This window comes from Pseudodesulfovibrio hydrargyri, from assembly GCF_001874525.1.
Lineage (GTDB): Bacteria > Desulfobacterota > Desulfovibrionia > Desulfovibrionales > Desulfovibrionaceae > Pseudodesulfovibrio > Pseudodesulfovibrio hydrargyri.
In genome coordinates, this window is record NZ_LKAQ01000001.1 from 40,942 (window position 1) to 63,930 (window position 22,989).

Sequence of the window (22,989 nt, forward strand, 5' to 3'; positions counted from 1 at the left end):
CCGTGTATCAACTGGTTCTTATCGCGACGTTGGGGGCCTGGATCGGGTTCGCCAACCCGCTCTTCCATTTCCCGTTGGCCGTGCTGGCCTTCCCACTGGGGCTGGCCTGGATCGGTCTGCGCGCCGTGTCCGGCGGCAAGGCGCTGCGCTTCGGCTGGCTGGCCGGGACCCTGGCGGCCACTGGCTGCTTTTACTGGATGGTCATCCCGGTGCAGATCTACGGGGGCCTGCCGTGGTTCATCGCCCTGCCCTGCCCGGTGCTCCTGGCCGCGTTTATCGGCCTCTATTTCGGACTGTTCGCCTATGGCATGCACCACGCGGCCAAGCGCATCGACGGCCTGCCCCTCTGCCTTCTGGCCGGGTTCGCCTGGGCGAGCATGGAGACGCTCATGGGCACCCTGTTCTCCGGGTTCCCGTGGATGAACCTGTCCTCGGCCTTCGCGGCCTGGCCCTTTGCCGTGCAGGGGGCGTCCGTGGCCGGGGCTTTCGGATTGTCCGGGGTGTTCGCCGCCCTGGCCGTGGCCGTGCTGCTCTGCTCCACCTACCGCTCCGCCCTGTTCCTGGCCGTTGGGTTGGGCGCGCTGATCGTCGGCTTCGGCTTCTACCGCGTGTCCTCCTTCGACGTGGGCAAGCTCGACTACATGGTCACACTGGTCCAGGGAAATGTGGACCAGGGACTGAAGTGGGACCCCGCCTATCAGGCCGGGACCATCAGGAAATACGCCAAACTGACCGACGCGGCCGTGGCCGTGAACCACCCCAAAGTGGTTGTCTGGCCCGAGACGGCCATGCCCTTCTATCTGCAGGACCCGACCCCCTACCGAAAGGCGCTGGAAGCCCTGGCCCGCGAGACCGGCACCCCGATCATCACCGGCTCGCCCGCCTACCACGTGACCGACATGAAGACCCGGGCCTACGACCTGTACAACCGGGCCTGGCTCATGGACTCCATGGGGCTGACCACCCAATACTACGACAAGGAGCACTTGGTGCCGTTCGGCGAGTACATGCCGTTCGCCGAGTGGGTGCCCTTCAAGCAGCTGGTCCAGGCCGCGGGCAATTTCAAGCCGGGCGTGGACAACAGGCCGCTCAAACTGAACGGCGTTGCGCTGGGCATGCTCATCTGCTATGAAGCGATCTTTCCGGACCTGGCCCAGCAGCAGGTGGAGCGCGGGGCCAATGTGCTGGTGAACATCAGCAACGACGCATGGTTCGGCAACACGTCCGCGCCGGGCCAGCATCTCGACCTGGCGACCATGCGGGCCGTGGAACAGGGCCGTTGGCTGGTCCGCTGCACCAACACGGGCATCTCCGCGTTCATAGACCCGGTGGGCCGCGAGGCAACCATTGGGAACCAGTTCCGGGCCGAGACCCTGAGCATGAAAATCGCTGCCCTTGAAGCCAATACCGTGTATCATCGCATCCACGGCTGGCTCAGGGCGTTCATCTATGTGATGACTGCGGCCGCCTTCGGCTTCATCGCCCTTGCGGCCAGACGAAATAAAGGAATCATTGAATAATGTTGGAATACAACGAACTGAAAGCCGCCTCATCGGACCTGATCGAGCAATACGAATCCCTCTGGGGGCGTCTTTGACTACGCCGAGACCAAGACGCGCCTCGACGAGATAGAGAAGGAACTCTCCAAGCCGGGAGCCTGGGACAATCCCGAGGCCCTGACCCCCATGCTCAAAGAAAAGAGCCAGCTCTCCACCAAGCTCGAGATGTACGACAATCTGTCCGAGGCCCGCGAGGACCTGGACGCCTGGCTGGAACTGGCCCACGAGGCACCCGAGGAGGAATCCCTGTCCGCTCTGAACGCGCAGGTTGACCTGCTCCGCGAGCGGCTGGCCGGGACCGAGCTGGCGACCATGTTCGCCTTTGAGCACGACAAGGGCAACGCCATCCTCGAAATCCACCCCGGGGCGGGCGGCGTCGAGTCCCAGGACTGGGCCGAGATGCTCCTGCGCATGTACAACCGCTACGCCGAGCGCAAGGGGTTCAAGGTCACCCAACTGGACTACCAAGCTGGCGACGAGGCCGGCGTCAAGTCCGTGACCCTGCAGATCGAGGGGCTCTTCGCCTACGGGCTGCTCAAGGGCGAGACCGGCGTGCACCGGCTGATCCGCATCTCTCCCTTCGACTCCTCGGGTAGGCGGCACACCTCGTTCGCCTCGGTGGACGTCTACCCGGACATGGACGACGACATCGAGATCGAGGTCCGGGACGAGGACCTGCGCATCGACACCTTCCGGTCCAGCGGGCCCGGCGGCCAGTCGGTGAACAAGACCAGTTCGGCAGTGCGCATCACCCACATTCCCACGGGCATAGTGGCCCAGTGCCAGAACGAGAAGTCCCAGCACCGCAACAAGGCCACCGCCCTGCGCCTGGTCAAGGCCCGGCTGTACGAACGCGAATTGAAGAAGATCGAGGAGAGCCGCAGACAGGACTACCAGGCCAAGGAAGCCATCGCCTGGGGGAGCCAGATACGGACATACACCCTGCAACCGTATCGTTTGGTCAAGGACCACCGATCCAACAGCGAAAGCGGCAACGTTGATGCCTTCCTGGACGGTGACCTGGACGGAATGATCCGAAACTACCTACTATTCATCCATGCCCACGGACAAAAAAATTAAATTCCCCGAGAACGAACTCGCCTCGGAACTTTGCACCCTCCAGGAGGAGCTGTGCGAATATTCCAAGGGGAGCGGTGAAAATCTCGACCAGGCGGTCTGGGTTTTTCGGCTCATCCAGGGGGTCAGCTGTGAGGAATGGGAGTCCATCGCCGCCAGGCGTGACCTCGGCCAATGGCTCACCCTGCCCATCAACGGCGACACCTACCCGCAATTGAAACGGTTCCAGGAGACCCTGGAGCGGCTGGCCTACCAGACAGACCACGACCCGCTCACGGGGCTGGCCAATAGGCGTGCCTTCGACCGCATCCTGGACATCGAGATCGAACGGTCCAAGCGCGCCCGCACCCCGCTTTCCCTGGCCATCTTCGACCTGGACGACTTCAAGCGGGTCAACGACACCTACGGTCACCAGAAGGGAGACGAGGTCCTGAGCACCTTTGCCCGGCACCTCAAGGCGACCACCCGGCGCTACGACCTGGCGGCCCGCTTCGGCGGCGAGGAGTTCTCCCTGATCATGGCCGGGTCCGGCCTGGTCAAGGCGCAGCGGCTCTTGAGCCGCCTGCTCAACGAATTCAGACAGCTCGAATTTACCACCCCTGACGGGGACGGGACTTTTCACGTCACCTGTTCCGTCGGCCTCACCTGCTACAAGGGGAGCGTGAACATCACGGACAAGGAACTGATCGAACTGGCCGACGGCGCGCTCTATGAAGCCAAGGCCGCAGGCAAGGACCAGGTCAAGGTCTCCAGGCTCGCGTTCGCGGACAACGTCCCCAACGAGACCCTGGTGCACGCCAACGAAAAGCAGTTCCTGTTCGGCGGGAAATAACGGAGACGGACAATGAATCAGAACACTACACTCAGTCTCTCAATCATGAGCGGAAAAGGCGGGGTCGGCAAGACCAACATCGTGCTCAACCTGGGCTACGCCCTGCACGCCATGGACATCACGTCCATGCTCATGGATTGCGACCTCGGGCTGGCCAACCTCGACGTCCTGCTCGGCATCTCTCCGGACCGCAACCTGCACGACCTGCTGCAGACCGGCGTTGACGCCGAGGACGTGCTCGTGTCCATCGAGGACGGCTTCGACATGCTCCCGGCCACCAGCGGCGTCCCCGAACTGGTGGAGATGGACGAGGACCTGCAGGATATCCTGTTCAAGAAGCTCATCAACATCGCGGGCGAGTACGACTTCCTCATGCTCGATCTCGGAGCGGGCATCAGCCACACGGTCCTGTCCCTGGCCGCCCTGACCCAACTGCGCGTGGTGGTGGTCACTCCTGAGCCCACCTCCCTGACCGACAGCTACGCCATGATCAAGGTCCTGACCACCCAACACGACATCAAGGACTTCCTGGTCCTGGTCAACCAGGCCACCAGCGCCAAGGAGGCCAACCAGACCTTTGACCGGCTCAACGCCGCGTGCATGAATTTCCTGAACATAGAACTGCGCAACCTGGGCTTCGTGCACCAGGACCGCACCCTGGTCGAGTCGGTTCGCCGACAGACCCCGCTCATGAAATTCGCCCCGCAGGCCACGGCCAGCAAGGATATAGTCGGTATTGCCAAGAAGCTCATCCGGTACCGCGAGGACAACCGGGAGCGTATCGCGGGCCGCCCCATTCTGAAGGATTTTCCATCGGAATGAAATTCAGGAAATAATGGTTGACGAAAAGAGTTATTTTTCGGCATAGTTAGTGAGAATTTCGGACTGATTCCTTTTTTGTGACCTCACAGGACCAATCACGGAACCTGCGGGAAACATATGTTTCAGGGGGAACATCATGAATAAGAGCGAATTGATCAAGGCTCTGTCAGAACAGAAAAAAATGCATGTGGACGAGGCCACCAAGGTGGTCGGCGCCTTCGTGGATTCCGTCAAGGAAGCCCTGCTTCGGGGCGATCGCGTGGAGATTCGCGGTTTTGGCAGCTTCAAGATCAAGGACTACGAAGGGTACACCGGACGCAACCCCAAGACCGGAACCGTCGTCCAGGTCAGACCCAAGAAACTTCCTTTCTTCCGTCCTGGCAAAGAGTTGAAGGAATACATCAACCAGTAGGATGCGACGACTCACATATTGCCTGTTTCTGGCAACGTTGATCCTTGTGTGCGGCGATGCCCGGGCGCAGGGTTCTGTTTTGACCATCCTTTACTCGGCAAATACGTATGGCGCGGTGCGGCCATGCCCTACCTGAGGCGGCAAGACCCTCGGAGGGGTGGCCCGTCGGGCCACGTATTTTATGGACGTTCAACAAAACGACGCCCCCAGGCTGCTGGTTTCCGGCGGCTGGGAATTTTTCCGGCCCAACGGCAATCCGGGACTGACCAGAACCATGGTCGCCCTGAGCAAGGCGTTCAACGAAATGCACTACGACGTGGGGCTGCTCACTGCCCGGGAGGCCGAGAAGCTTGCCGGGGACGACGTGCCCCGCTGGCCGTGGCAGAAGACGGCCGAGGAAGAGCCGTTCACCGTGCGGGAGGTGGCCGGTGGCCGCAAGGTCGGCTTCCTGCGCTACCCGTCCCTGCCCGCGGACGCCGATGGGCCGTCCAAGGCCCTGATCGCCAAGCTCTCCAAGGAGATCAAGGCGTACCGGGGCAAGGTGGACCTGCTCATCGGTCTGTGTGACTGGGGCTGGGTGGCCGAGAGCGACTACCTCAAGTCGAACCCGGCCCAGGTCCCGGACATGCTTTTGGGTAGCGGAGGCGGATCCGGCATCAACGGGCGCATCCAGGCCGACGGCCGCTGCCTCTGGGTCAGGCCTTACGACAAGGGCCGCAGCCTGGCCCAGGTAAACGTCCTGCAATGGCCCAAAAGAGAAAATTCATTTGCCTGGGAAGAAGCGAAGAATTATACATCGGCTTCCATAGGTATGAACGACACGATTGTGGACAATCCGGAAATCGATGCTTTTTTTCAATAAAGCGGCAACGTTTTCGGATGGATAAGTATACTTCAGGAGGAGATGACGATGGAATTACGAGGAGCTTTCACCGCTCTCTCGACGCCCTTCAAGGATGGCGAGGTCGACGAATCGACCTATCGCGATTTCATTGAATGGCAGATCGAGCAGGGTATTGACGGCCTGGTGCCCTGCGGCACCACCGGCGAAGCGGCGACCATGTCCCACGAGGAACAGGGACGGGTCATCAAGATCTGCGTCGAGCAGACCAAAGGCCGCGTGCCGGTCATTGCCGGGGCCGGGTCCAACTCCACCAAGGAAGCCATCGAGTTGACCAAGATGGCCAAGGACGCCGGGGCCGACGCCACCCTGCAGATCACGCCCTACTACAACAAACCCACGCCCGGCGGCCTGGTGGCCCACTTCAAGGCCATCGCCCAGGCGGCCCCCCTTCCCATGGTCATATACAACGTGCCCGGGCGGACCGGCCTGAACTGCCTGCCGTCCACGCTGAAGATGATCAAGGACGCCGTGCCCGAAGCGATCGCGGTCAAGGAAGCCACCGGCAACCTGTGCCAGGGCGCCGAAGTTGTGGAGCTTTGCGGCCGGGATTTCATGCTTCTGTCCGGCGACGATTTCACCGCCCTGCCCTTGCTGGCTGTGGGCGGCGTCGGCGTCATCTCGGTCATTTCCAACATTATGCCCAAGGCCATGAGCTCCATGTGCCACGCCTTTTTCGCCAAGGACCATGAAAAGGCGCTCGAACTGAGCCTCAAAATGGCCCCGGTCAACCGGGCCATGTTCATGGAAACCAACCCCATCCCGGTCAAGTCCTCCCTGGCCATGATGGGCATTTTCAAGGACGCCCAGTTCCGACTGCCCATCGTCCCTCTGCAGGACGAAAACAAACCCAAACTGGAAGCCGTGCTGAAAACCGCCGGTCTTTTGTGATATCCAAGGCCTCGGCTCACAGCCGGGGCCTTTTTTCGTCATCTCCCGGAAAAGGGACGGTCCAAGCCGTCCCTTTTTTGATGCCGCCACCTTTCTGATTTGGTGTCCAGCCTCCGACAAAAAGAAAGAGGCGCCCTTCTTGATGGGTGCCTCTTTCTTTTGTTCGGCGAATCGCTTTACTTATTGGCGAACTTTTTTCTTCCGACAGACAGCAGACCGGCGAGTCCAACACCGAGCAGGAGGAACGTGGACGGCTCGGGAGTGGGCGTCGGCGCGTCGACCACGCCGACATTGTCCCATAACACCGTATATTCCTGAGCGAAGGATGTTTTGGTGTTCAAGATGATCTCATCGATCGTCGTGGGAAGGAAAAGAGAGGAGCTGTATACCAGCGAATTGTTGATGTAGTAGTCGATGGCGCTGCCGGTGATGGCCATTCCCAGTGAATACCAAGCGTCTTCGTCCGTTAAATCCTGGCCGACCGCGACCCAATGATTCAGATCCCAGACATGAAATCCGTAGCTGTCGGTCAGATTGTGCCAACTGATGATCGGCCAGCCGGTCACACCGCCGACGCTCGAGGTTCCCCACAGTCCCGCGCGCATGTCATGCCAAGCGGCGTCGACAAACAGGTCGCCGATGATCATCTTGCCCGTGGCGGGCGTGCCGATGTCCGTCTTTTCTTTGGTCTGATAGAATTCCTGGCTGGGCACGGGAGGCGCGATACCGATGACGAGACGGCCGTCCGGAGTGGTCTCGAACTGGTCGGGAGCGGTACGGTCGGGGTACCATGACGAGAGTTCGGAGTCATCATCAAAGGTAAAAACGCTGGCGTTGGCCATGTTGGGAATCAACAGCAGGCAGATGGCAAGAGACAACAGAATTTTTTGCATAGGGGTCGCCTTTTGGTATAGAGTGACCAGGACCGGAAGACATTTGACAACATATTCACAAAGCAAGGCACATGCCAAATAAAACCCCTATGTATTTCAATAAACTGGTTGTTTAAAACTGAAAATATTGTCGGCAGACTTTACACAATCGCCCTGTTGCCGAAAGAAAACCTTACACTTCTTTATCCCTTGCGCGTGCAATACGAATCAAGACAAACAGGAACACGAACAAGGAGCGACAATTGCTCCAGCCCGCACAAGTTGCACGGCGATACGACGTATTTCTCGGTATGGATCAAAAAAGGGCAAAGCAAAGGCCCGCCAGCACAACGCTGGCGGGCCCGACTTTGCGCACTCTATCAGCTTGTTACAGCTTAGCCTTCGAAGGCCTTGATGAAGTTGGGGGCGACCTGCTTCTTGCGGCTCATGACGCCGTCAAGCCAGACGGGCTCGCCCTTGGTGGCGATGCCGAAGGCCTTCTCGACGACGGAAGGATCGTCGGAGGCGATGAGCATCTCGGAGCCTTCCTTCATGATGTCGGTCAGGAGCAGGAAGACGGAGTGGCGGCCGTCGGCCTTGACCTTCTCGATCTCGGCCTGCAGGGCGTCCTTGTGGGCGTCAAGCATGGACAGGTCAACCACTTCCAGCTGGCCGATGCCGACCTTGTTGCCGGACATGTCGAAGTCCTTGTAGTCGCGGAAGACCAGCTCGCTGGCGGGAGCGCCGTCAACGGCGGACTTGACCTTGAACATCTCCATGCCCAGGGCCATGACGTCGCTCACGCCGGCGATCTTGGCCAGGGCTTCGACGGCGGCCTTGTCGGCGTCGGTACAGGTGACGGACTTGAACATGACGGTGTCGCTCAGGATGGCGCACAGCAGGATACCGGCGATGTTGGCCGGGATCTCCACGTTGTAGAAGTCGTACATGGACTTCAACACGGTGGCGGAACAGCCCACGGGCCAGACCCACATTTCCAGCGGACCGGCGGTGGTGATGTCGCCCAGCTTGTGGTGGTCGACGACGGCAAGGAGCTCACCCTTGTCCAGGTTGTCGATGGTCTGGGAAATGTCGGTGTGGTCGACCAGGATGATCTGCTTGTCGGTGGCGTCGGTGACGATCTCGGGAGCGGCGAAGCCGAACTTCTCGAGCACAAAGGCGGTCTCCGGGGCGATCTCGCCCTGAGTCACGGCCTTGGCTTCCATACCACGTTTGCTGTACAGATCGGCGGCACCGAGCGCGGAAGCGACGGTGTCGGTATCGGGGTTCTTGTGTCCAACAACCAAAATAGCCATATCAAGTCCTCCTAATTAAATTATCCCGTATAAGGAAATTGAGCATTGAAAACAGAATGTGACAGATATCACAAAGCACATCGACTGCCAAGCTAAAAGCGCAGTCCGAACGAGAAAAGCGTGAAATGAATAGGGCCCGTCGCCGGAATGCCATAGATCCGCCACAAGCCCCGGATTGCAACGCTTCCGGCGGGGATGAACAGGTTTGCGCATCACCTGTTGAAGCCAGTCGAACGCAAGCCGGATGGTCCCGACAATGTGAAGATGATCCCAAGCCCCTGCTCCAGCGACGTTATCGCGTCCGGAGACGTCCCGGGAGGTCTGGAGCGGACTCCTTACAAGGTTGGCAGGAAGCGGTACAGGGCAAAGAGGATGACGCCCGCCGCCAGGATGGCGTAAGCCCGCTTCAGGCGAAGGGCCATGAGGCCGCCGACCGAAGCGGCCACCCAAAGGTGGGCCCAGGTCACGCCCAAGGGCGGAAACATGCTCGGATACGCGGAGAAGACAAGGTCGAATCCCTGCTTGAGGATGAGCACGGCCACCAGGAAGCTTGCCCAGCTCATGACCAGCCCCCTGGCCATGGAGCGCAGGATGAGCGTGCCGGGCAGGTGTTTGGAGTCCGGGTTGCGCGCCCAGTTGAGCAGCGCGTTGTAGCTCCCCTGCTCCCGTTCTCGCAGCCACCCCTCCACCTTGGTGCCGATCCAGGCCAACGGCATGCTGGCAAAGAGCACGAACATGATCCGTGACGGCTGATCCAGGCCGAACCAGGTGGTCAGGGCCAGGGCCGAAAAGGTGGCCGCCGTGAGCTGGGGCGGAATATACGTCCCGGCCGGGATGAGGTCGAGCCAGAAGAGTTCGAAGAAGATGGCGATGTACAGGCTGGTGGTGTACTCGCCGGTGGCCGCGCCCCAGAAGAAGCCGACCACCAGGGGGCGCTCAAGCAGGCCGATGCTTAGGGACGAGCGGAACTGGGAAAACAGGGCAAAAAAAAAGCGACCATGGCGAACCAGGCGAAGGTGTGCTGAACGACCATGGCCTAGAACCTCACCTGCACGGGATCGTTGGGTACGCACCGGAAGTCCAGTTCCACGCCCTTGCGGTTCAGGTGGCGCAGACAGGTCTCGTCCTCGTCGGACAGGGCCACGCTCGGGGAGACCTGGCGTTTGCCCGGGCTGTAGTGGACGTTGCCTATGTTCAGGACATGGAAATCGAACCCGGAATCAAAGGCGCGACGGGCATCGGCACAACTGGAAAAGAGGATGATGGAGTCATGGTCTCCGGGCGCTGAGAAGAGCCGGGACATGATCGCGGGCACCTCTTCCACGGTGACGAAGGAGCTCTTCACGGCCTGTGGGATGGCCAGGGACATGATTTCCTGTTGGAGGATGTCGTGGGCCAGCTCGTCGTTGGCCACCACGACGTTCTTGGCTCCGGTGTATGGCAGCCACGTCTCGATGATCTGGCCGTGAATCAAGCGGTTGTCGATACGAACGAGAGTCACGGCATCATACCTATTTCTTTGCTTTTTTGCGCAGCATCGCCCCGGCCACCTTGATCCCCTGCTGGCCCGCGTTCATGACCTTTTCGGCCAGCTCGGGCAGCTTCATGGACCGGGCCTGCAGGGCCGCCACGACCATGGGGAGGTTGACGCCGGTGATGACTTCGAGATTTTCCGACTTCATGAGGGACAGGGACATGGTCGTGGGAGAGCCGCCGAACAGGTCGGTCAAGGCCAGGACGCCCTTGCCCTGCTCCACGGAATGGATCGCCTTGCGCACGCCTTCCAGGGTCTCGTCAACGCCCTTGTTCACGTCGACGCCCACGGCCAGGCAGTTCTCCTGCGGCCCCATGACCGTTTCGGCGGCCTGAAGCAGGGTCTCGCCGAAGGTCCCGTGGGTGACCAGCACCACGCCGATCACGCCGTCCTTTTTGTCAGTCTTTGCAACCATGTCTAACCGAGTTCCATGTGTCGATGTTCGATCGAAACAGTATACCCTTTTTCCTTCAGGGTTGCCAGTACCGACTCGGCCACGGAAACCGACCGGTGGCGGCCGCCGGTGCAGCCCAGGGCCAGGGTGATCCGATAACGCCCTTCCTCGGCATAAAGCGGCAGGATGTAAAGCAGAAATTCATGGAACCGCTTAATGAACCCCTCGCCCGTGGGGTTGCCCAGGACGTAGTCGGCGACCGCCTTGTCCTGGCCGGACAGGGGGCGCAGGGACTTGTCGAAATAGGGGTTGGGCAGAAAGCGCAGGTCGAAGACCAGATCGGCCTCGGACGGCACGCCGTATTTGAAGCCGAAGGTGATGATGTGCACCCGCATGCCCTTGCTCACGTCCTTGAGGGACGACCACTTGGTCTGGATGACCCGGCGCAGGTCGTGGATGGAATAATCCGTGGTGTCCAGGACCAGAACGGCTCCGAGGCGCACCGGCTCCAGAAGCTTCTTTTCCATCTCCAGGGCCTGCTCGAGGCCCAGGTTGCGTGATTCCAGCGGATGCGGGCGGCGGGTGGTGGCGTAGCGGCGGACCAGCTCGGCCATCTTGGCCTCGAGAAACAGGACCTGAGGGGTGATGCCGAGTTGAGCGAACCCTTCCTGCGCCTTGCTCCAGCCGTCCACGAACTCGAACTGGCGCAGGTCCATGCCGAGCGCCAGACCGCGGTATTTGGTGTCGAACGAGAGGATGAGGTCGGCCAGCTTGGCCGACATCTCGGACGGGAGCCCGTCGATGCAGAAGAACCCCAGGTCCTCGAAGACCTTGAGCGCGGTGCTCTTGCCCGAGCCGGAGAGTCCGGTGACGATCACCACCGGGAAGGGGTTGGTCGAGGTCACAACGGATTCCGTCCCTTCGGTTACACGCTTTTGAGCAGGGCCCAGAGGCCCTCAAGGTCATCGGCCGACAGGAACGCCTTGCGGAATTCCTCGTCCTTGAGCAGGCGGGAGATCTGGGCCAGGACGCGCAGATGCATGCCCGCCACCTGTTCCGGGGCGAGCACCAGGAAAAAGATGGTGCACGGGGCGTGGTCCAGCGCTTCGAATTCCACGCCCTTGCGGCTGCGGCCCACGACCACGATGACCTTTTCCAGGTCCTCAAGCTTGCCGTGAGGGATGGCGATGCCGTCTCCGATGCCGGTGGAACCGAGCCGTTCACGATCGAGAAGGACACGGACCGCATGGTCCGTGTCCATCTCTGGATATTGTACGCCCAGGGGGGCGACGAGTTCATTCAATACGTCCGACTTGGTTGCGGACTCGAGTTCGGGAAGGATCAGCTCCTTCGCCAGGTAATCACTGAGTTTCATGCTTAGTTTCCGGGGTCGATGAGGCCGTAATCGCCGTTCTTTCTCTTGTATATCACGTTGACGCCGTCGGTCTCCGCATTGAGGAAGACCAGGAATTCGTTGTCACGGGCATCCAGCTGCATGGCGGCCTCGTCCACGGACATGGGCTTGGGCTCGTATGCGTCGGTGCCGACGATGGTGGGCGCTGAACCGGGAGCGATGTCCTCGTAGGACAGGTAGTTCATCTGCACCATCTTATTGGGACGCGCCTGCCTGGGGCGATTCTTCATCTTTTCGCGCATCTTGCGCAGCTGGGCCTCCAGCTTGTCCAGGACCATGTCGATGGTGGAGTACATGTCCTCCGAATCTTCATAGGCCGAGATATGTATGCGATCCGAGTTCAGGATCACGTCCGCCTTGTGGCGGAACTTGTCGACCAGCAGGTTGACCTGGAGATCGGCCTCCGCATCGGAAACGTATCTTGCTACCTTTTCAAAACGCTTTTCCGCATAACCCTTGAGGTGATCGGAAGGCTCGAAGTTCTTGAAAGTGAAGCTGATGTTCATACGCTGCCTCCTGGTTGAGAGTGCTTCAAGCAGCCCCTAGAAGTACTGCTTTCGTTTCGAAGACGAAGCTATGCCCATGGCCGAGCGGTATTTGGCGACCGTGCGCCGGGCGATGTTCACTTCCAGCTTTTCCTGGAGGATCTCGCCTATCCTCTCGTCGCTGAGCGGTTTCTTCGTGTCTTCATCTGCGATCATTTGCTTAATGAGCGCCTTGACGCTCTCCGAACCCACCTGGGACCCGTCGTTCAGGTCCAGGGCCGAGTTGAAGAAGAACTTCAGCTCGAAGATGCCGTGAGGGGTCGAGACATATTTGTTGGTCGTGATCCGGCTCACGGTGGATTCGTGCATCTCGATGTCTTCCGCCACCTCCTTGAGGATGAGGGGTTTGAGCTTTGTCACGCCCTCCTCGAAGAATGCCCGTTGGAAGCCGACAATGCTCTCAACTACTTTATACAAGGTTCGCTGCCGCTGGTACAGACTTTTCATCAACCATGCGGCGGAACGCATCTTTTCCTGGAAATATTCCTTCTCCTTGTCGGCCGCGCCCTTCATGGAATCCATGTAGAAGGTGTTCATCTGGAGCCTCGGCATACCGTCCTCGTTGAGGATGATGACGAAGTCCTCGCCGTACTTGTAGACGAACACGTCCGGGCTGACGTAGTGCGGCTCGGTGCTGGAGAAGTTGGCACCCGGCATGGGATCGAGCGTCTGCATCAGATCCAGGTACGACTTGAGCTCGTCCATGGTGATCTTGAACTTGCGCGCCAGAGGCTTGTAACGATTCTTCTCCAGGTCCTCCAGGTGGTCGCTGACCAGGGAGACCAGGATCGGGTCGTCATATCCGAGGACCTCCATCTGGACCAGCAGGCACTCCTGCGGGGTCCGGGCGCCCACGCCGACCGGGTCCAGGTGCTGGATGCGGCGCAGAACGGACTCGATCTCCTCCTCCGAGGCCTGGACCATGGCGGTCAACTCCTCCATGGTGGCCTGCAGGTAGCCGTTGGCGTCGATATTGCCGAGGATGACGTCGCCGATGGCCAGCTCGTGCTCGGAGAAGTTGGACAGGCGCATCTGCCAGTTCAGGTGCCCTTCCAGAGAGGGCTTCGAGGCCAGGCGGGCCTCGAAGGACATGCCCTCCTCGGGCATCTCCATGTCGCGAGACAGGGCCTGCTTGGAGGTGGAGGAAAATTCGCCCAGGTAGTTTTCCCAGTCCGCGTTGCGGACCAGTTCCTCCTCGGCCTGGGATTCGGTCAGGACCTCGGTCTTGTCCGGGACCTCGGTGTCGGTCTCGGTTTCGTCCAGGAAGGGATTCTCCAACAATTCCTGCTGCACGGTCTCCAGCAGTTCAAGCCGCGACAGTTGCAGCAGCTTGATGGCCTGCTGCAACTGGGGCGTCATGACCAGTTGCTGTGAGAGCTTGAGCTGTTGCCGAAGTTCCAATCCCATGATGCGCTACCCGCTTGAGGTTGTGTTTATCGATTGCCGGATAAAGAAATTTTTTTTAACCGCCAGACATTTTTTCCGGTTCAACCATGCCACAGTGAACTAAAGGATGCAACACAATTGTGTTAACATCCTGTTTACATTAATATTTCCGCCTGCATATTATGATATGAAAAAAGTGTACCAACCTTTAGCAACGGTGTAAATCGGGAAAGAGGAAAAAAAGACGAAAACGGCGGGCTAAAGCCGGAAATCCTCGCCCAGATATATCTGCCGGGCGCGGCTGGACTTGACGATCTCGGATGGGGCTCCCTCCAGGATGACCGTGCCCTCGTAGACCAGGTAGGCCCGGTCGCAGATATTCAGGGTTTCCCGGACGTTGTGATCCGAGATGAGGATACCGATATCCATGGACTTGAGCACGGAGATAATCTCCTGGATGTCGATGACCGCGATGGGATCGATACCGGCAAACGGCTCGTCCAGGAGGATGAACTGCGGATCGAGGATGAGCGCCCGGGCTATTTCGAGCCTGCGCCGCTCGCCGCCGGACAGGAACATGGACGCCTGGTCCGCCAGCTTGGTGATGGTGAACATCTCCATGAGTTCGTCGGCCCGGGCCCGCTGTTGCCGCGAGGTCATGGAGGTCTGCTCCAGGATGATCTCCAGGTTCTGGCGCACGGTCAGTTTCTTGAAGATGGAGCTTTCCTGGGGCAGATAGCTCACCCCCAGGCGGGCGCGCTCGTGCAGGGGCTTGTCCGTGAGCACGTGGCCACCCAGGGAGACCTCCCCGGTGTTGGGCTGGACGATGCCCACGAGCATGTAGAACGTGGTCGTCTTGCCCGCGCCGTTGGGGCCGAGCAGACCGACCACCTCGCGCGCGTCGAGCTTGATGTTGATGCCGTGCACGACCTCTTTCTGACCGTACCGCTTGGACAGGTTGGTTGCGCGCAGACCCTCGGCCATTTATTGCACCTTCAGGTTGCCGGGAGTCATGAAGACGGCCTTGACGCGCTGCTTGCCGCCGATGACCTCGGACCGGTCGTCCTTGATGTGAAAGTTGATGACCTCGCCGGTCAACGAGTTGGGGCCGTCCTGGAGCTTGGGATCCCGCTCCATCTTGAGCAGTTGCGGGCCCACCAGGTAGGTAAGCAGGCCGCAGGTCCCCTCGGTGGTCCCCTTCTTGGCACGCACGTTGCCGTCGGCCACGATGCGGTCCACGCTGTCGGCGGAGAATTTCTTGTCGGTGCTGGACGCGAGATAGGCCGAGAGCTTGTCGGCCCATAGGGTCAACTCGCCGTGGGTGGCGACCACGTGGCCCACAAAGGAAATGACCTTGCCGGTCTCGTCGTAGGTCATGCGGTCGGAGGTGATCTTCACCGGCAGGCGGCTCGGGTCCACGCCCACCGGGATGGGCGCGGGCGGCGTCGCGGCCACCGGGGCCTTGAGCTCGCCCTCGCCGGAATCCTTTGCCGGAGCAGGCGTCGGCGCGGGCTCTGATGCGGTGGCGGAAACGGACGCGGCCATCTCGGCCTCGATCACCTTGAGGTACTTGGCGTTGGCGTAGCCCACGGCCTTGGCCGGGTCGCGGTCCTTTTCGCCCAGCTCGAACACGGCCAGCCAGCCGTTTTGGGGAAAGTCGGTCCTTACCCGCTGCCCCTTGGCCAGGGTGACCACGTGCTCCGCTCCGGGCCGGGGCGCCTTGCGGACGTTGAGGTTGACCGTGGCCTCGCGCACCTCGCCCCAGTCCTGGGCCATGGCCCGGGCCGGAACCAGCAGCAGGGCCAGCATCAGCAGAATTCCCGTATGGCGAACCGTTTTCAGCAACGTCTTATTCCTTGTTTTCATTCAAAGGACTCCTTCCCAGCCCTTCGGGGGCCAGCAGCGCTTCCACGCCGCCGGCGGCCACCATCTGTCTCGTGACCAGGTCGATCTCCAGGGCCTTGGCCTGGACGGTCATGTCCGGGCGGCGCACGGTCACGCCGCCCTTGAGATACACCTTACCTATTGCGCCCACATAATCAAGGTGCTGGGCGTCCAAGGCCATGTCGCCGAACCGGCCGCTGACCCCGTCGTACAGGGTCAGGTTGTCATTGGCCTGGTCCACCTCGCCACGATCGGCCTGGACGTAGACTTCCTGGCGGTCGTCGCCGAAGTAGGCGGTCAGCTGGGGAAAATCCACGGCGATAATGCCGAGTTCCTGGTTGTACTTGGCGCTCTTGGCCAACAGCTTCCAGGTCATGCTGCCCTCCTTGCCCTGGACCAGTTCGATGTCCTCGGCCGAGACGTCGGCGTCGGCGAACATGTCCTTGCGGGAGACGGGCGCCTGCCCGACAGTGTCCGGGGTTTCCAGAATGGGGTCGGAAAAAAAGAGCTCGTTGACGCCCAGGCCGAGAAGCAGCCCCAGGGCGAAGATGACGAACAGGACCAGAGCAGGACGCCCTCTCATCTAGTCCACCCAGCGCTGCAGGGCCTGTTCCTTGAGCCCCCGGGCCTCGAGAATGAACGAAATGGCCTCGCGGACCGCGCCCTGCCCGCCCTTGCGGGAGGACATCCAGTCCGCGGCCTCGATCACCTCGGGCACCGCGTTGGGCACGCACAGGGCCAGGCCGGCCCGGGCCATCACGGCCAGGTCGATCCAGTCGTCGCCCATGTAGGCGGCCTCTTCCGGGGCGACGCCGACCTCCTCACACATCTGCTCGAAGAGCGGCAATTTGCGATGATGGCCCGCATAGTAGTGTTTGATGCCCAGTTCGGTGATGCGTCTCTCCACCGGCTTCTGGTCCAGGCCGGTGATGATCCCGACTTCCAGACCCACGGCCTGGGCCAGCTTGATGCCGAGGCCGTCCTGGACGCTGAACCGCTTCATCAGGATGCCCTCGTCGCCATAGTACAGGCCGCCGTCGGTGAGCACGCCGTCCACGTCGAGCACCAGCAGCTTGATGTTCCGCGCCAGGGCGGTCGCGTCAGCCACGATTGATCTCCCACAGGGCCAGCAGCCTCTTCAGCAGGGTTTCGACCTCGGCCAGGGGCAGGGAGTTGGGGCCGTCGCACAGCGCCTTGTCCGGGTCGGGATGGACTTCCATGAACACACCGTCCGCGCCCGCGGCCACGGCGGCCGAGGCCAGGACCGGCACGTATTCGCGCTGCCCGCCCGAAGCGCCGCCCAGCCCGCCGGGCAGCTGCACCGAGTGGGTGGCGTCCATGATCACCGGGACGCCGAAGGCCCGCATCTGCGGGATGGAGCGCATGTCCACCACCAGGTTGTTGTAGCCGTAGGTGGAGCCGCGCTCGGTCAGCCAGACCTGGTCGTTGCCCGCCGCGCGGAGCTTGTCGACCACGTTTTTCATGTCCCAGGGAGCCAGGAACTGCCCTTTCTTGACATTGACCACCCTGCCCGTTTCGGCGGCGGCCACCAGCAGGTCGGTCTGGCGGCAGAGGAAGGCCGGAATCTGCAGGACGTCGGCCACCTCGGCCACGGGCGCGGCCTGTTCCGGGTGGTGGATGTCCGTGACCACGGGCAGTCCCGTGGTCCGCTTCACCTCTGCCAGGATCGCGAGCCCCTCTTCCATGCCCGGCCCCCGAAAACTGGTCAGCGAGGTCCGGTTGGCCTTGTCGAACGAACTCTTGTAGACGAGGGGGATGTCCAGCTTGGCGGCCAGGCCGGCGAGCACGTCGGCGGTCCGAAGGGCAATCTCCCTGGTCTCAATGGCGCAGGGTCCGGCCAGAATGAACGGGCCGGACCGGCTGGCGGTATACAGGTCTGCCATAGGCTACTTCTTGGCCTTCTCGTCTTTGGATGCCCGGATGAATTCCCGGAACAGCGGATGCGGCTTCATGGGATTGGACTTGAATTCCGGGTGGAACTGGCAACCCAGGAACCAGGGGTGGCCGGGCAGTTCCACGATTTCCACCAGGGACTCGTCCGGGGCCGTGCCGGACAGGACCATGCCGTTCTGCTCGAACTGCTCGATGTATTTGTTGTTGTACTCGAAGCGATGGCGGTGCCGCTCGTCGATGTTCGCGGCCTTGTACGCCTCGAACGCCTTGGTGTCCTTCTTGAGCTTGCACGGGTAGGAACCCAGGCGCATGGTGCCGCCCTTCTCGGACTCCTCGCAGCGGGTCTCGGTCTTCTTGGTCCGGAAATCGAACCATTCCTTCATCAGGTAGATGATGTTGTGCGGGGTGGTCTTGTCGAATTCCTCGGAGTTGGCCCCTTCCAGGCCGATGACGTTACGGGCGAACTCGATGCAGGCGCACTGCATGCCCAGACAGATGCCGAAGAAGGGAACCTTGTTCTCGCGGGCGTACTTGATGGACAGGATCTTGCCCTCGATGCCGCGCGAGCCGAAGCCGCCGGGCACCAGGATGCCGTCCAGTCCCTTGAGCTTCTTCTCCACGTTGGCCGGGGTGACCTTCTCGGAGTTGACGTATTCCAACTCCACCTTGACCTCGTTGGCCACGCCGCCGTGGATCAGCGCCTCGTGCAGGCTCTTGTAGGCCTCGGTCAGGTCCACGTACTTGCCGACGATGCCGATCTTGACCGACCCCTTGGGGTTGTCCAGGTTGTAGACGAGGTTTTCCCAGGGTGCGAGCTCCGCGTTCTTGGCGGGCAGCTTCAGGAGGATGGCGATCTTCTGGTCCACGCCCTCGTTGTAGAATTCGAGCGGGACCTTGTAGATGTTGTCCACGTCCACGCCGGTGAACACGGCGTCCTGGTCCACGTCGCAGAACAGGGCGATCTTCTTCTTGAGATCCTCGGGCAGGCGTACTTCGGAGCGGGCGATGATGATGTCGGGCTGGATGCCCACGGAGCGCAGCTCCTTGACCGAGTGCTGGGTGGGCTTGGTCTTCAGCTCGCCGGCGGCCTTGATGTACGGGACCAGGGTCAGGTGAATGAACAGGACGTTCTCCTTGCCCAGGTCGTTCTTGAGCTGGCGGATGGCCTCCAGGAACGGCTGGCCCTCGATATCGCCCACGGTGCCGCCGATCTCGATCAGGGCCACATCCTCGCCGTTGGGCAGGTTGATGACCGCCTCCTTGATGGCGTCGGTGATGTGCGGAATGACCTGCACGGTGCCGCCCAGGTAGTCGCCGCGGCGTTCCTTCTGGATGACGGAGTTGTAGATGGAGCCGGAGGTGTAGTTGTTCTGCTGGCTCAGGGCCGCGCCCAGGTAGCGTTCGTAGTGGCCGAGGTCGAGGTCGGTCTCGGCGCCGTCGTCCGTGACGTAGACCTCACCGTGCTGGAACGGGTTCATGGTGCCGGGGTCGACGTTGATGTAGGGATCGAGCTTCTGAATGGTGGCTTTGAGGCCGCGGGCCTGGAGGAGTGCGCCGATGGATGCCGCGGCCAGCCCCTTGCCCAGGGAGGAAAGAACACCACCGGTAATAAATATGAACTTGGTTTTCATACGTCAGGAAGCCCCTTGATTATGCTTGAATTATAAGGATATATCATAACCAGTCTCATCCGCCGGTTATGTTGACTGTCGTGCGTCGGACACGTATGTTCCAGCCCAGCACGTCGCTGCTTCGCAAATTTTGCAGGGTAATGCGACAAAGTCAATATGAAGAGGAGATTTTCATGGCCCGCGTCAACGCACTCGTCATCACCGGATACGGCACCAACTGCGAAAAGGAGTCCGCCTACGCCCTGCAGGAGGCCGGGGCGGACAATGCCGATATCGTTTATTTTTCCGATCTCGCAGCGGGCCATGTCCGCATGGACGACTACAACTACCTGCTCTGCCCCGGCGGATTTCTCGACGGCGACGACCTGGGCGCGGCCCAGGCGGCCGCCCTGCGCTGGCGGTGGTCCAACGACGCGGACGGCAAGCCCGTCCTGGATCAGCTGAAAGGCTTTTTCAACAAGGGCGGCATCATCCTCGGCATCTGCAACGGCTTCCAGCTGTTGTGCAAGCTCGGCCTGCTCCCGGGCATCGGCGGGCGCTACTTCGAGCGCCAGGTTTCCCTGTCCTACAACGACTCCGGCCGGTTCGAGGACCGCTGGGTGCGGCTCAAGACCAACCCGGCCTCGCCCTGCGTGTTCACCAAGGGCATCGACTACCTGGACGTGCCCATCCGCCACGGCGAGGGCAAGATCATCCCCATGGACGACGCCACCTTCCAGGCCCTGCGGGACGAAAATCTCATCGCGGTCCAGTACGTCCACCCCGAGACACGCGAGGTGACCCTGGAATACCCGTACAATCCCAACGGGTCCCCGCTGGGCATCGCCGGGCTGACCGACCCCACCGGCCGCATCCTGGGCCTCATGCCCCACCCCGAGGCGTACAACCACAAGACCAACCATCCGTCCTGGACGCGCGGCACCGATCCGGACATCCCGCTGGGCCTGACCATGCTCGAAGCCGGGGTGCGCTACCTCAAGGAGCGGTAGCCCCGGACATGGCCGCCCCCTCCGCGCCCCAACCGCCCGCCGGGACCACCTGGCGCGATCTCATGGACGTGGCCTTCGGCGAGGCGTGCAAGGCCGCCCAGGCGGGCGAGGCCCCCATCGGCGCGGCCCTGTTCACGCCCACCGGCACCCTGCTCGCCTCGGCCCACAACCGGCCCATCGCCTCGCACGACCCCACGGGGCACGCCGAGATTCTCTGCCTGCGCGAGGCGGCCCGCGTCATGGGCAACTACCGGCTGCCGGACACGATCATGGCCGTGACCCTGGAGCCGTGCCTGATGTGCACGGGCGCGCTCATCCACGCCCGGGTGGCCGGGGTGGTCTTCGCGGCCAGGGACGAACGCGCCGGGGCCCTGGTCTCCAACCTGGAGGGCTGCTCCCTGCCGTTTACCAACCACCGGCTGTGGACCGTGGAGGGCGTCATGGGCACCGAGTGCTCCTCCCTGCTCAAACGGTTCTTCCTGGAAAGGAGAAAATAGGCCGCCCCTCTTTACAACGGGACAATCCGCCTTATTTTTCATATTCAGACCCATTCATCCATTCAGGAGAGACATATGATCATCGCACTGCCCACCCGCGAAGGCCTTATCGACGACCATTTCGGCCACTGCGACCACTACACCCTGGTGACCGTGGAGGATAACCGCATCGTTTTCAGCGAACGCATGGATTCCCCCCAGGGATGCGGCTGCAAGTCCGACATCGCCCCGGTCCTGGCCGGCCGCGGCGTCAAGGTCATGCTCGCCGGCAACATGGGCGAGGGCGCGCTGAACATCCTCAGGAAGGCGGGCATCGAAGTGGTCCGGGGCTGCTCCGGCCCCATCGAGGACGTCCTCGCCAAATGGCTGTCCGGCGAGCTTGAGGACAACCGGATCACCTGCGACCACCACGACTGCGACCACCACGACGAGCCGGTCCTGACCGAACTCAAGCCGCTCTAGGCCGCCCCGGCGAACACATCTGCAACGCAAAAGCCCCCGATCCCGTTCGGGGGCTTTTGTCTGCGCTCCATGTCCATCCGGCCCATTCCAAGCCGGACCGCCCCCTCCATCCGCGATCAACTCCAAAAGATGCTTGCCACTTGCCGCGAGTCTGTTTATATACCCACTTCACATTGGCGCTAGCCACCCAAGGAGAGGTAGCGAAGTCCGGCCGTAACGCGCTCGACTCGAAATCGAGTTGGCGGTGAGTAACCGTCACGTGGGTTCGAATCCCACCCTCTCCGCCAGGACTATGAAAAGCCCTTGAGCCCTAGGCTCAAGGGCTTTTTTGTGCATTGAGACTTTTACACGCTGATATTTCTGATATATATGAAGGGTAAATAACCCATAGGAAGAATTATGGGATTAGACAAAAATACGAATGCTGTTATCAGCGAGCCATTTGTCGAGCTAACCATCCAAGCGATGAAAGCTCGACGCAGCCTGCTTCTTTGTAGCCTGATCGTTTGCGCCAGAATATCTGGCATATCCATCGAAGGGCCAATAACCGTCATGCAAACAACCCTAACAGGGATTACCCCAGAAAAATTGGATTGGTTGCTCCTCGGCGGTATCCTTTATTTTTTTATCATGTTGATAGTGCATGGCTTTGAGTCGTTTCAGAAGTGGAAACTAAGATTGACAGGACCAACTCAGCAAGAATTCATTGAATCACTGGGGGATATTCTGGCTATCCCTAATGACCCACAGTATGGAGTTGCTTATAAGATCTTTAGACGACTCATAAATGATCTAGAGGAGCAAACAGCTCAGCCTGTTGAAGGGGCATATCCTCCAACAAAGCTTAAGACACTTCACCAAACCTTTGCCACATACAGTGACAAGTTGGAACTGCTCGAAAAAAAGTTTTGGCGACACCAACTTACATTGGTACTTCGCTTCGCAATTTTGGACTACTTTGGGCCACTCCTTTTTGCCTTGGCTACAGGAGGATATTTCCTCGTCCAAATAATACGAAGTTCAAGCTAGGTGAAGTCATTCCAGATTATAGCTCTTTTCCTTCACAATCTCCTTTAAAAGCATTCGGGCTAAAAACTCAGGAGGCATACTTCCCGTTTGGGTTGTTTTTTCTGCCCATCCATATCGAACGATGATGCAACCTTTCTCGGAAAACCACTTCCCCGCGTGGGTGTTACCATCAATATCGATTGAAACATCGAAACTGCGAGGTGGTTTTTTCCTTGACATATAGAAATTCATTTTTTTTAGATTGTAATAGACGTAAGCCCTCATCACAATCGCAATGTCCACCGACCCCCAAGGATGGAGAAACAAACATACTTCATACTCAATTCCTTTGCCAAACAAACACTAAGCTTCAGTATCGACCATAAATTCGTTGCGTTACACAATGCTTGAAAACAATAAAAATAGCTCCCCTATTTCCTCCCTCCTTTCCAGAAATCCAAGAGAGAACCAGCATAACATCTAGCCTCTTTTTTCTTCCATTGCAGGCAGTTCGCCCCGATTCTTTAACTCCGAACGCCCGACTGTCATTCCGAAAGAAGAATTTGCCCGGTTGAACTATAGTGTTATTCTGGTATAAGCTGTTTCGCTATAGGAAAAAATAAGGCAAAACAATACAGAGGTAGGTCGG

At 60.2% G+C, this 22,989-nt stretch carries 26 protein-coding genes and 1 tRNA gene; 12 read left to right on the forward strand and 15 right to left on the reverse strand.

Annotation, left to right across the window (positions count from 1 at the left end):
• Positions 1-2 precede the first annotated feature (2 nt).
• The 7 genes from lnt (at position 3) to dapA (ending at position 6,494) form a co-directional block, all read left to right on the forward strand.
• Positions 3-1,520: an apolipoprotein N-acyltransferase gene (gene lnt / locus BerOc1_RS00195; protein ID WP_071543715.1), complete on the forward strand. Its 1,518-nt coding sequence runs from the start codon at positions 3-5 to the stop codon at positions 1,518-1,520.
• A protein-coding gene (prfB, locus tag BerOc1_RS00200; RefSeq protein ID WP_129586456.1) for a peptide chain release factor 2 occupies positions 1,520-2,639 on the forward strand; the annotation gives its coding sequence in 2 pieces (ribosomal slippage) (positions 1,520-1,594 and positions 1,596-2,639; 1,119 coding nt in all). The genes lnt and prfB overlap by 1 nt, the downstream gene beginning before the upstream one ends.
• Positions 2,617-3,468: a GGDEF domain-containing protein gene (locus BerOc1_RS00205; RefSeq protein ID WP_071543716.1), complete on the forward strand. Its 852-nt coding sequence runs from the start codon at positions 2,617-2,619 to the stop codon at positions 3,466-3,468. The genes prfB and BerOc1_RS00205 overlap by 23 nt, the downstream gene beginning before the upstream one ends.
• A gap of 12 nt (positions 3,469-3,480) precedes the next feature.
• Positions 3,481-4,290, forward strand: a complete 810-nt coding sequence (locus tag BerOc1_RS00210; RefSeq protein WP_071543717.1) for a MinD/ParA family protein — start codon at positions 3,481-3,483, stop codon at positions 4,288-4,290.
• A gap of 136 nt (positions 4,291-4,426) precedes the next feature.
• Positions 4,427-4,702, forward strand: a complete 276-nt coding sequence (locus BerOc1_RS00215; RefSeq protein ID WP_014321169.1) for an HU family DNA-binding protein — start codon at positions 4,427-4,429, stop codon at positions 4,700-4,702.
• A 1-nt stretch (position 4,703) separates the two neighbouring features.
• The gene (locus BerOc1_RS00220) at positions 4,704-5,564 is read left to right on the forward strand and encodes a UshA-like (seleno)protein family 2 (RefSeq protein WP_420705222.1); all 861 of its coding nucleotides are present in this window, start codon (positions 4,704-4,706) and stop codon (positions 5,562-5,564) included.
• Positions 5,565-5,612: 48 nt separating this feature from the next.
• A complete protein-coding gene (dapA, locus tag BerOc1_RS00225) occupies positions 5,613-6,494 on the forward strand; it encodes a 4-hydroxy-tetrahydrodipicolinate synthase (protein WP_071543719.1) in 882 nt (293 codons plus the stop codon).
• Positions 6,495-6,670: 176 nt separating this feature from the next.
• Here dapA and BerOc1_RS00230 read toward each other — a convergent pair whose 3' ends face one another.
• The 15 genes from BerOc1_RS00230 to pyrG all read right to left on the reverse strand — a co-directional run bounded on the left by BerOc1_RS00230 (position 6,671) and on the right by pyrG (position 19,384).
• Positions 6,671-7,387, reverse strand: a complete 717-nt coding sequence (locus BerOc1_RS00230) for a PEP-CTERM sorting domain-containing protein (protein ID WP_071543720.1) — start codon at positions 7,385-7,387, stop codon at positions 6,671-6,673.
• Positions 7,388-7,761: 374 nt separating this feature from the next.
• Positions 7,762-8,682 carry a manganese-dependent inorganic pyrophosphatase gene (locus BerOc1_RS00235; protein ID WP_071543721.1) on the reverse strand — a complete coding sequence of 307 codons (921 nt, stop codon included), beginning with the start codon at positions 8,680-8,682 and terminating at the stop codon, positions 7,762-7,764.
• 335 nt (positions 8,683-9,017) lie between these two features.
• Positions 9,018-9,692, reverse strand: coding sequence for a PTS sugar transporter subunit IIC (locus tag BerOc1_RS00240; protein ID WP_071544474.1), 675 nt, complete (start codon positions 9,690-9,692; stop codon positions 9,018-9,020).
• Positions 9,693-9,718: 26 nt separating this feature from the next.
• Entirely contained in the window at positions 9,719-10,183 is a 465-nt protein-coding gene (locus tag BerOc1_RS00245; protein WP_071543722.1) for a PTS sugar transporter subunit IIB, read from the reverse strand.
• Positions 10,184-10,193: 10 nt separating this feature from the next.
• Positions 10,194-10,631, reverse strand: a complete 438-nt coding sequence (locus tag BerOc1_RS00250) for a PTS sugar transporter subunit IIA (RefSeq protein ID WP_071543723.1) — start codon at positions 10,629-10,631, stop codon at positions 10,194-10,196.
• A 2-nt stretch (positions 10,632-10,633) separates the two neighbouring features.
• Positions 10,634-11,515, reverse strand: a complete 882-nt coding sequence (rapZ, locus tag BerOc1_RS00255) for an RNase adapter RapZ (RefSeq protein WP_071543724.1) — start codon at positions 11,513-11,515, stop codon at positions 10,634-10,636.
• 20 nt (positions 11,516-11,535) lie between these two features.
• Complete coding sequence (locus tag BerOc1_RS00260) at positions 11,536-11,985, reverse strand: PTS sugar transporter subunit IIA (protein ID WP_071543725.1); 450 nt, start codon at positions 11,983-11,985, stop codon at positions 11,536-11,538.
• A gap of 2 nt (positions 11,986-11,987) precedes the next feature.
• Positions 11,988-12,530, reverse strand: coding sequence for a ribosome hibernation-promoting factor, HPF/YfiA family (gene hpf / locus BerOc1_RS00265; RefSeq protein WP_071543726.1), 543 nt, complete (start codon positions 12,528-12,530; stop codon positions 11,988-11,990).
• A 36-nt stretch (positions 12,531-12,566) separates the two neighbouring features.
• Positions 12,567-13,976: an RNA polymerase factor sigma-54 gene (gene rpoN / locus BerOc1_RS00270; RefSeq protein ID WP_071543727.1), complete on the reverse strand. Its 1,410-nt coding sequence runs from the start codon at positions 13,974-13,976 to the stop codon at positions 12,567-12,569.
• 237 nt (positions 13,977-14,213) lie between these two features.
• Positions 14,214-14,939 carry an LPS export ABC transporter ATP-binding protein gene (gene lptB / locus BerOc1_RS00275; RefSeq protein WP_071543728.1) on the reverse strand — a complete coding sequence of 242 codons (726 nt, stop codon included), beginning with the start codon at positions 14,937-14,939 and terminating at the stop codon, positions 14,214-14,216.
• Positions 14,940-15,821, reverse strand: coding sequence for an LptA/OstA family protein (locus tag BerOc1_RS00280; protein ID WP_242652806.1), 882 nt, complete (start codon positions 15,819-15,821; stop codon positions 14,940-14,942).
• Complete coding sequence (gene lptC / locus BerOc1_RS00285; RefSeq protein WP_071543730.1) at positions 15,805-16,422, reverse strand: LPS export ABC transporter periplasmic protein LptC; 618 nt, start codon at positions 16,420-16,422, stop codon at positions 15,805-15,807. The genes BerOc1_RS00280 and lptC overlap by 17 nt, the downstream gene beginning before the upstream one ends.
• Positions 16,423-16,947 carry a KdsC family phosphatase gene (locus BerOc1_RS00290; protein WP_071543731.1) on the reverse strand — a complete coding sequence of 175 codons (525 nt, stop codon included), beginning with the start codon at positions 16,945-16,947 and terminating at the stop codon, positions 16,423-16,425.
• Positions 16,940-17,743 (reverse strand): 3-deoxy-8-phosphooctulonate synthase, encoded by an 804-nt coding sequence (gene kdsA / locus BerOc1_RS00295; RefSeq protein ID WP_071543732.1) that lies wholly within the window; start codon positions 17,741-17,743, stop codon positions 16,940-16,942. Before kdsA ends, BerOc1_RS00290 begins: the two co-directional genes overlap by 8 nt.
• 3 nt (positions 17,744-17,746) lie before the next feature.
• Positions 17,747-19,384 (reverse strand): CTP synthase, encoded by a 1,638-nt coding sequence (gene pyrG, locus BerOc1_RS00300; RefSeq protein WP_071543733.1) that lies wholly within the window; start codon positions 19,382-19,384, stop codon positions 17,747-17,749.
• 173 nt (positions 19,385-19,557) lie between these two features.
• Between pyrG and BerOc1_RS00305 the strand changes: the two genes are divergently transcribed.
• The 5 genes from BerOc1_RS00305 (at position 19,558) to BerOc1_RS00325 (ending at position 22,361) form a co-directional block, all read left to right on the forward strand.
• Positions 19,558-20,373 (forward strand): phosphoribosylformylglycinamidine synthase subunit PurQ, encoded by an 816-nt coding sequence (locus BerOc1_RS00305; protein WP_071543734.1) that lies wholly within the window; start codon positions 19,558-19,560, stop codon positions 20,371-20,373.
• Between the two features lie 8 nt (positions 20,374-20,381).
• A complete protein-coding gene (locus tag BerOc1_RS00310; protein ID WP_071543735.1) occupies positions 20,382-20,870 on the forward strand; it encodes a nucleoside deaminase in 489 nt (162 codons plus the stop codon).
• A 75-nt stretch (positions 20,871-20,945) separates the two neighbouring features.
• Positions 20,946-21,332: a NifB/NifX family molybdenum-iron cluster-binding protein gene (locus tag BerOc1_RS00315; protein ID WP_071543737.1), complete on the forward strand. Its 387-nt coding sequence runs from the start codon at positions 20,946-20,948 to the stop codon at positions 21,330-21,332.
• Between the two features lie 191 nt (positions 21,333-21,523).
• Positions 21,524-21,619, forward strand: a tRNA-Ser gene (locus BerOc1_RS00320).
• A 112-nt stretch (positions 21,620-21,731) separates the two neighbouring features.
• Positions 21,732-22,361, forward strand: coding sequence for a hypothetical protein (locus tag BerOc1_RS00325; protein ID WP_071543739.1), 630 nt, complete (start codon positions 21,732-21,734; stop codon positions 22,359-22,361).
• Positions 22,362-22,989: the final 628 nt, after the last annotated feature.

Coding starts and splice junctions, on each gene's coding strand:
- BerOc1_RS00260 (WP_071543725.1), bottom strand. CDS start 11,985: ATGAAACTCAGTGATTACCTGGCGAAGGAGCTGATCCTTCCCGAACTC.
- BerOc1_RS00235 (WP_071543721.1), bottom strand. CDS start 8,682: ATGGCTATTTTGGTTGTTGGACACAAGAACCCCGATACCGACACCGTC.
- BerOc1_RS00310 (WP_071543735.1), top strand. CDS start 20,382: ATGGCCGCCCCCTCCGCGCCCCAACCGCCCGCCGGGACCACCTGGCGC.
- rpoN (WP_071543727.1), bottom strand. CDS start 13,976: ATGGGATTGGAACTTCGGCAACAGCTCAAGCTCTCACAGCAACTGGTC.
- kdsA (WP_071543732.1), bottom strand. CDS start 17,743: ATGGCAGACCTGTATACCGCCAGCCGGTCCGGCCCGTTCATTCTGGCC.
- BerOc1_RS00280 (WP_242652806.1), bottom strand. CDS start 15,821: ATGAAAACAAGGAATAAGACGTTGCTGAAAACGGTTCGCCATACGGGA.
- BerOc1_RS00305 (WP_071543734.1), top strand. CDS start 19,558: ATGGCCCGCGTCAACGCACTCGTCATCACCGGATACGGCACCAACTGC.
- hpf (WP_071543726.1), bottom strand. CDS start 12,530: ATGAACATCAGCTTCACTTTCAAGAACTTCGAGCCTTCCGATCACCTC.
- lptB (WP_071543728.1), bottom strand. CDS start 14,939: ATGGCCGAGGGTCTGCGCGCAACCAACCTGTCCAAGCGGTACGGTCAG.
- BerOc1_RS00230 (WP_071543720.1), bottom strand. CDS start 7,387: ATGCAAAAAATTCTGTTGTCTCTTGCCATCTGCCTGCTGTTGATTCCC.
- BerOc1_RS00315 (WP_071543737.1), top strand. CDS start 20,946: ATGATCATCGCACTGCCCACCCGCGAAGGCCTTATCGACGACCATTTC.
- pyrG (WP_071543733.1), bottom strand. CDS start 19,384: ATGAAAACCAAGTTCATATTTATTACCGGTGGTGTTCTTTCCTCCCTG.
- BerOc1_RS00210 (WP_071543717.1), top strand. CDS start 3,481: ATGAATCAGAACACTACACTCAGTCTCTCAATCATGAGCGGAAAAGGC.
- BerOc1_RS00215 (WP_014321169.1), top strand. CDS start 4,427: ATGAATAAGAGCGAATTGATCAAGGCTCTGTCAGAACAGAAAAAAATG.
- dapA (WP_071543719.1), top strand. CDS start 5,613: ATGGAATTACGAGGAGCTTTCACCGCTCTCTCGACGCCCTTCAAGGAT.
- BerOc1_RS00205 (WP_071543716.1), top strand. CDS start 2,617: ATGCCCACGGACAAAAAAATTAAATTCCCCGAGAACGAACTCGCCTCG.
- BerOc1_RS00325 (WP_071543739.1), top strand. CDS start 21,732: ATGGGATTAGACAAAAATACGAATGCTGTTATCAGCGAGCCATTTGTC.
- BerOc1_RS00250 (WP_071543723.1), bottom strand. CDS start 10,631: ATGGTTGCAAAGACTGACAAAAAGGACGGCGTGATCGGCGTGGTGCTG.
- lptC (WP_071543730.1), bottom strand. CDS start 16,422: ATGAGAGGGCGTCCTGCTCTGGTCCTGTTCGTCATCTTCGCCCTGGGG.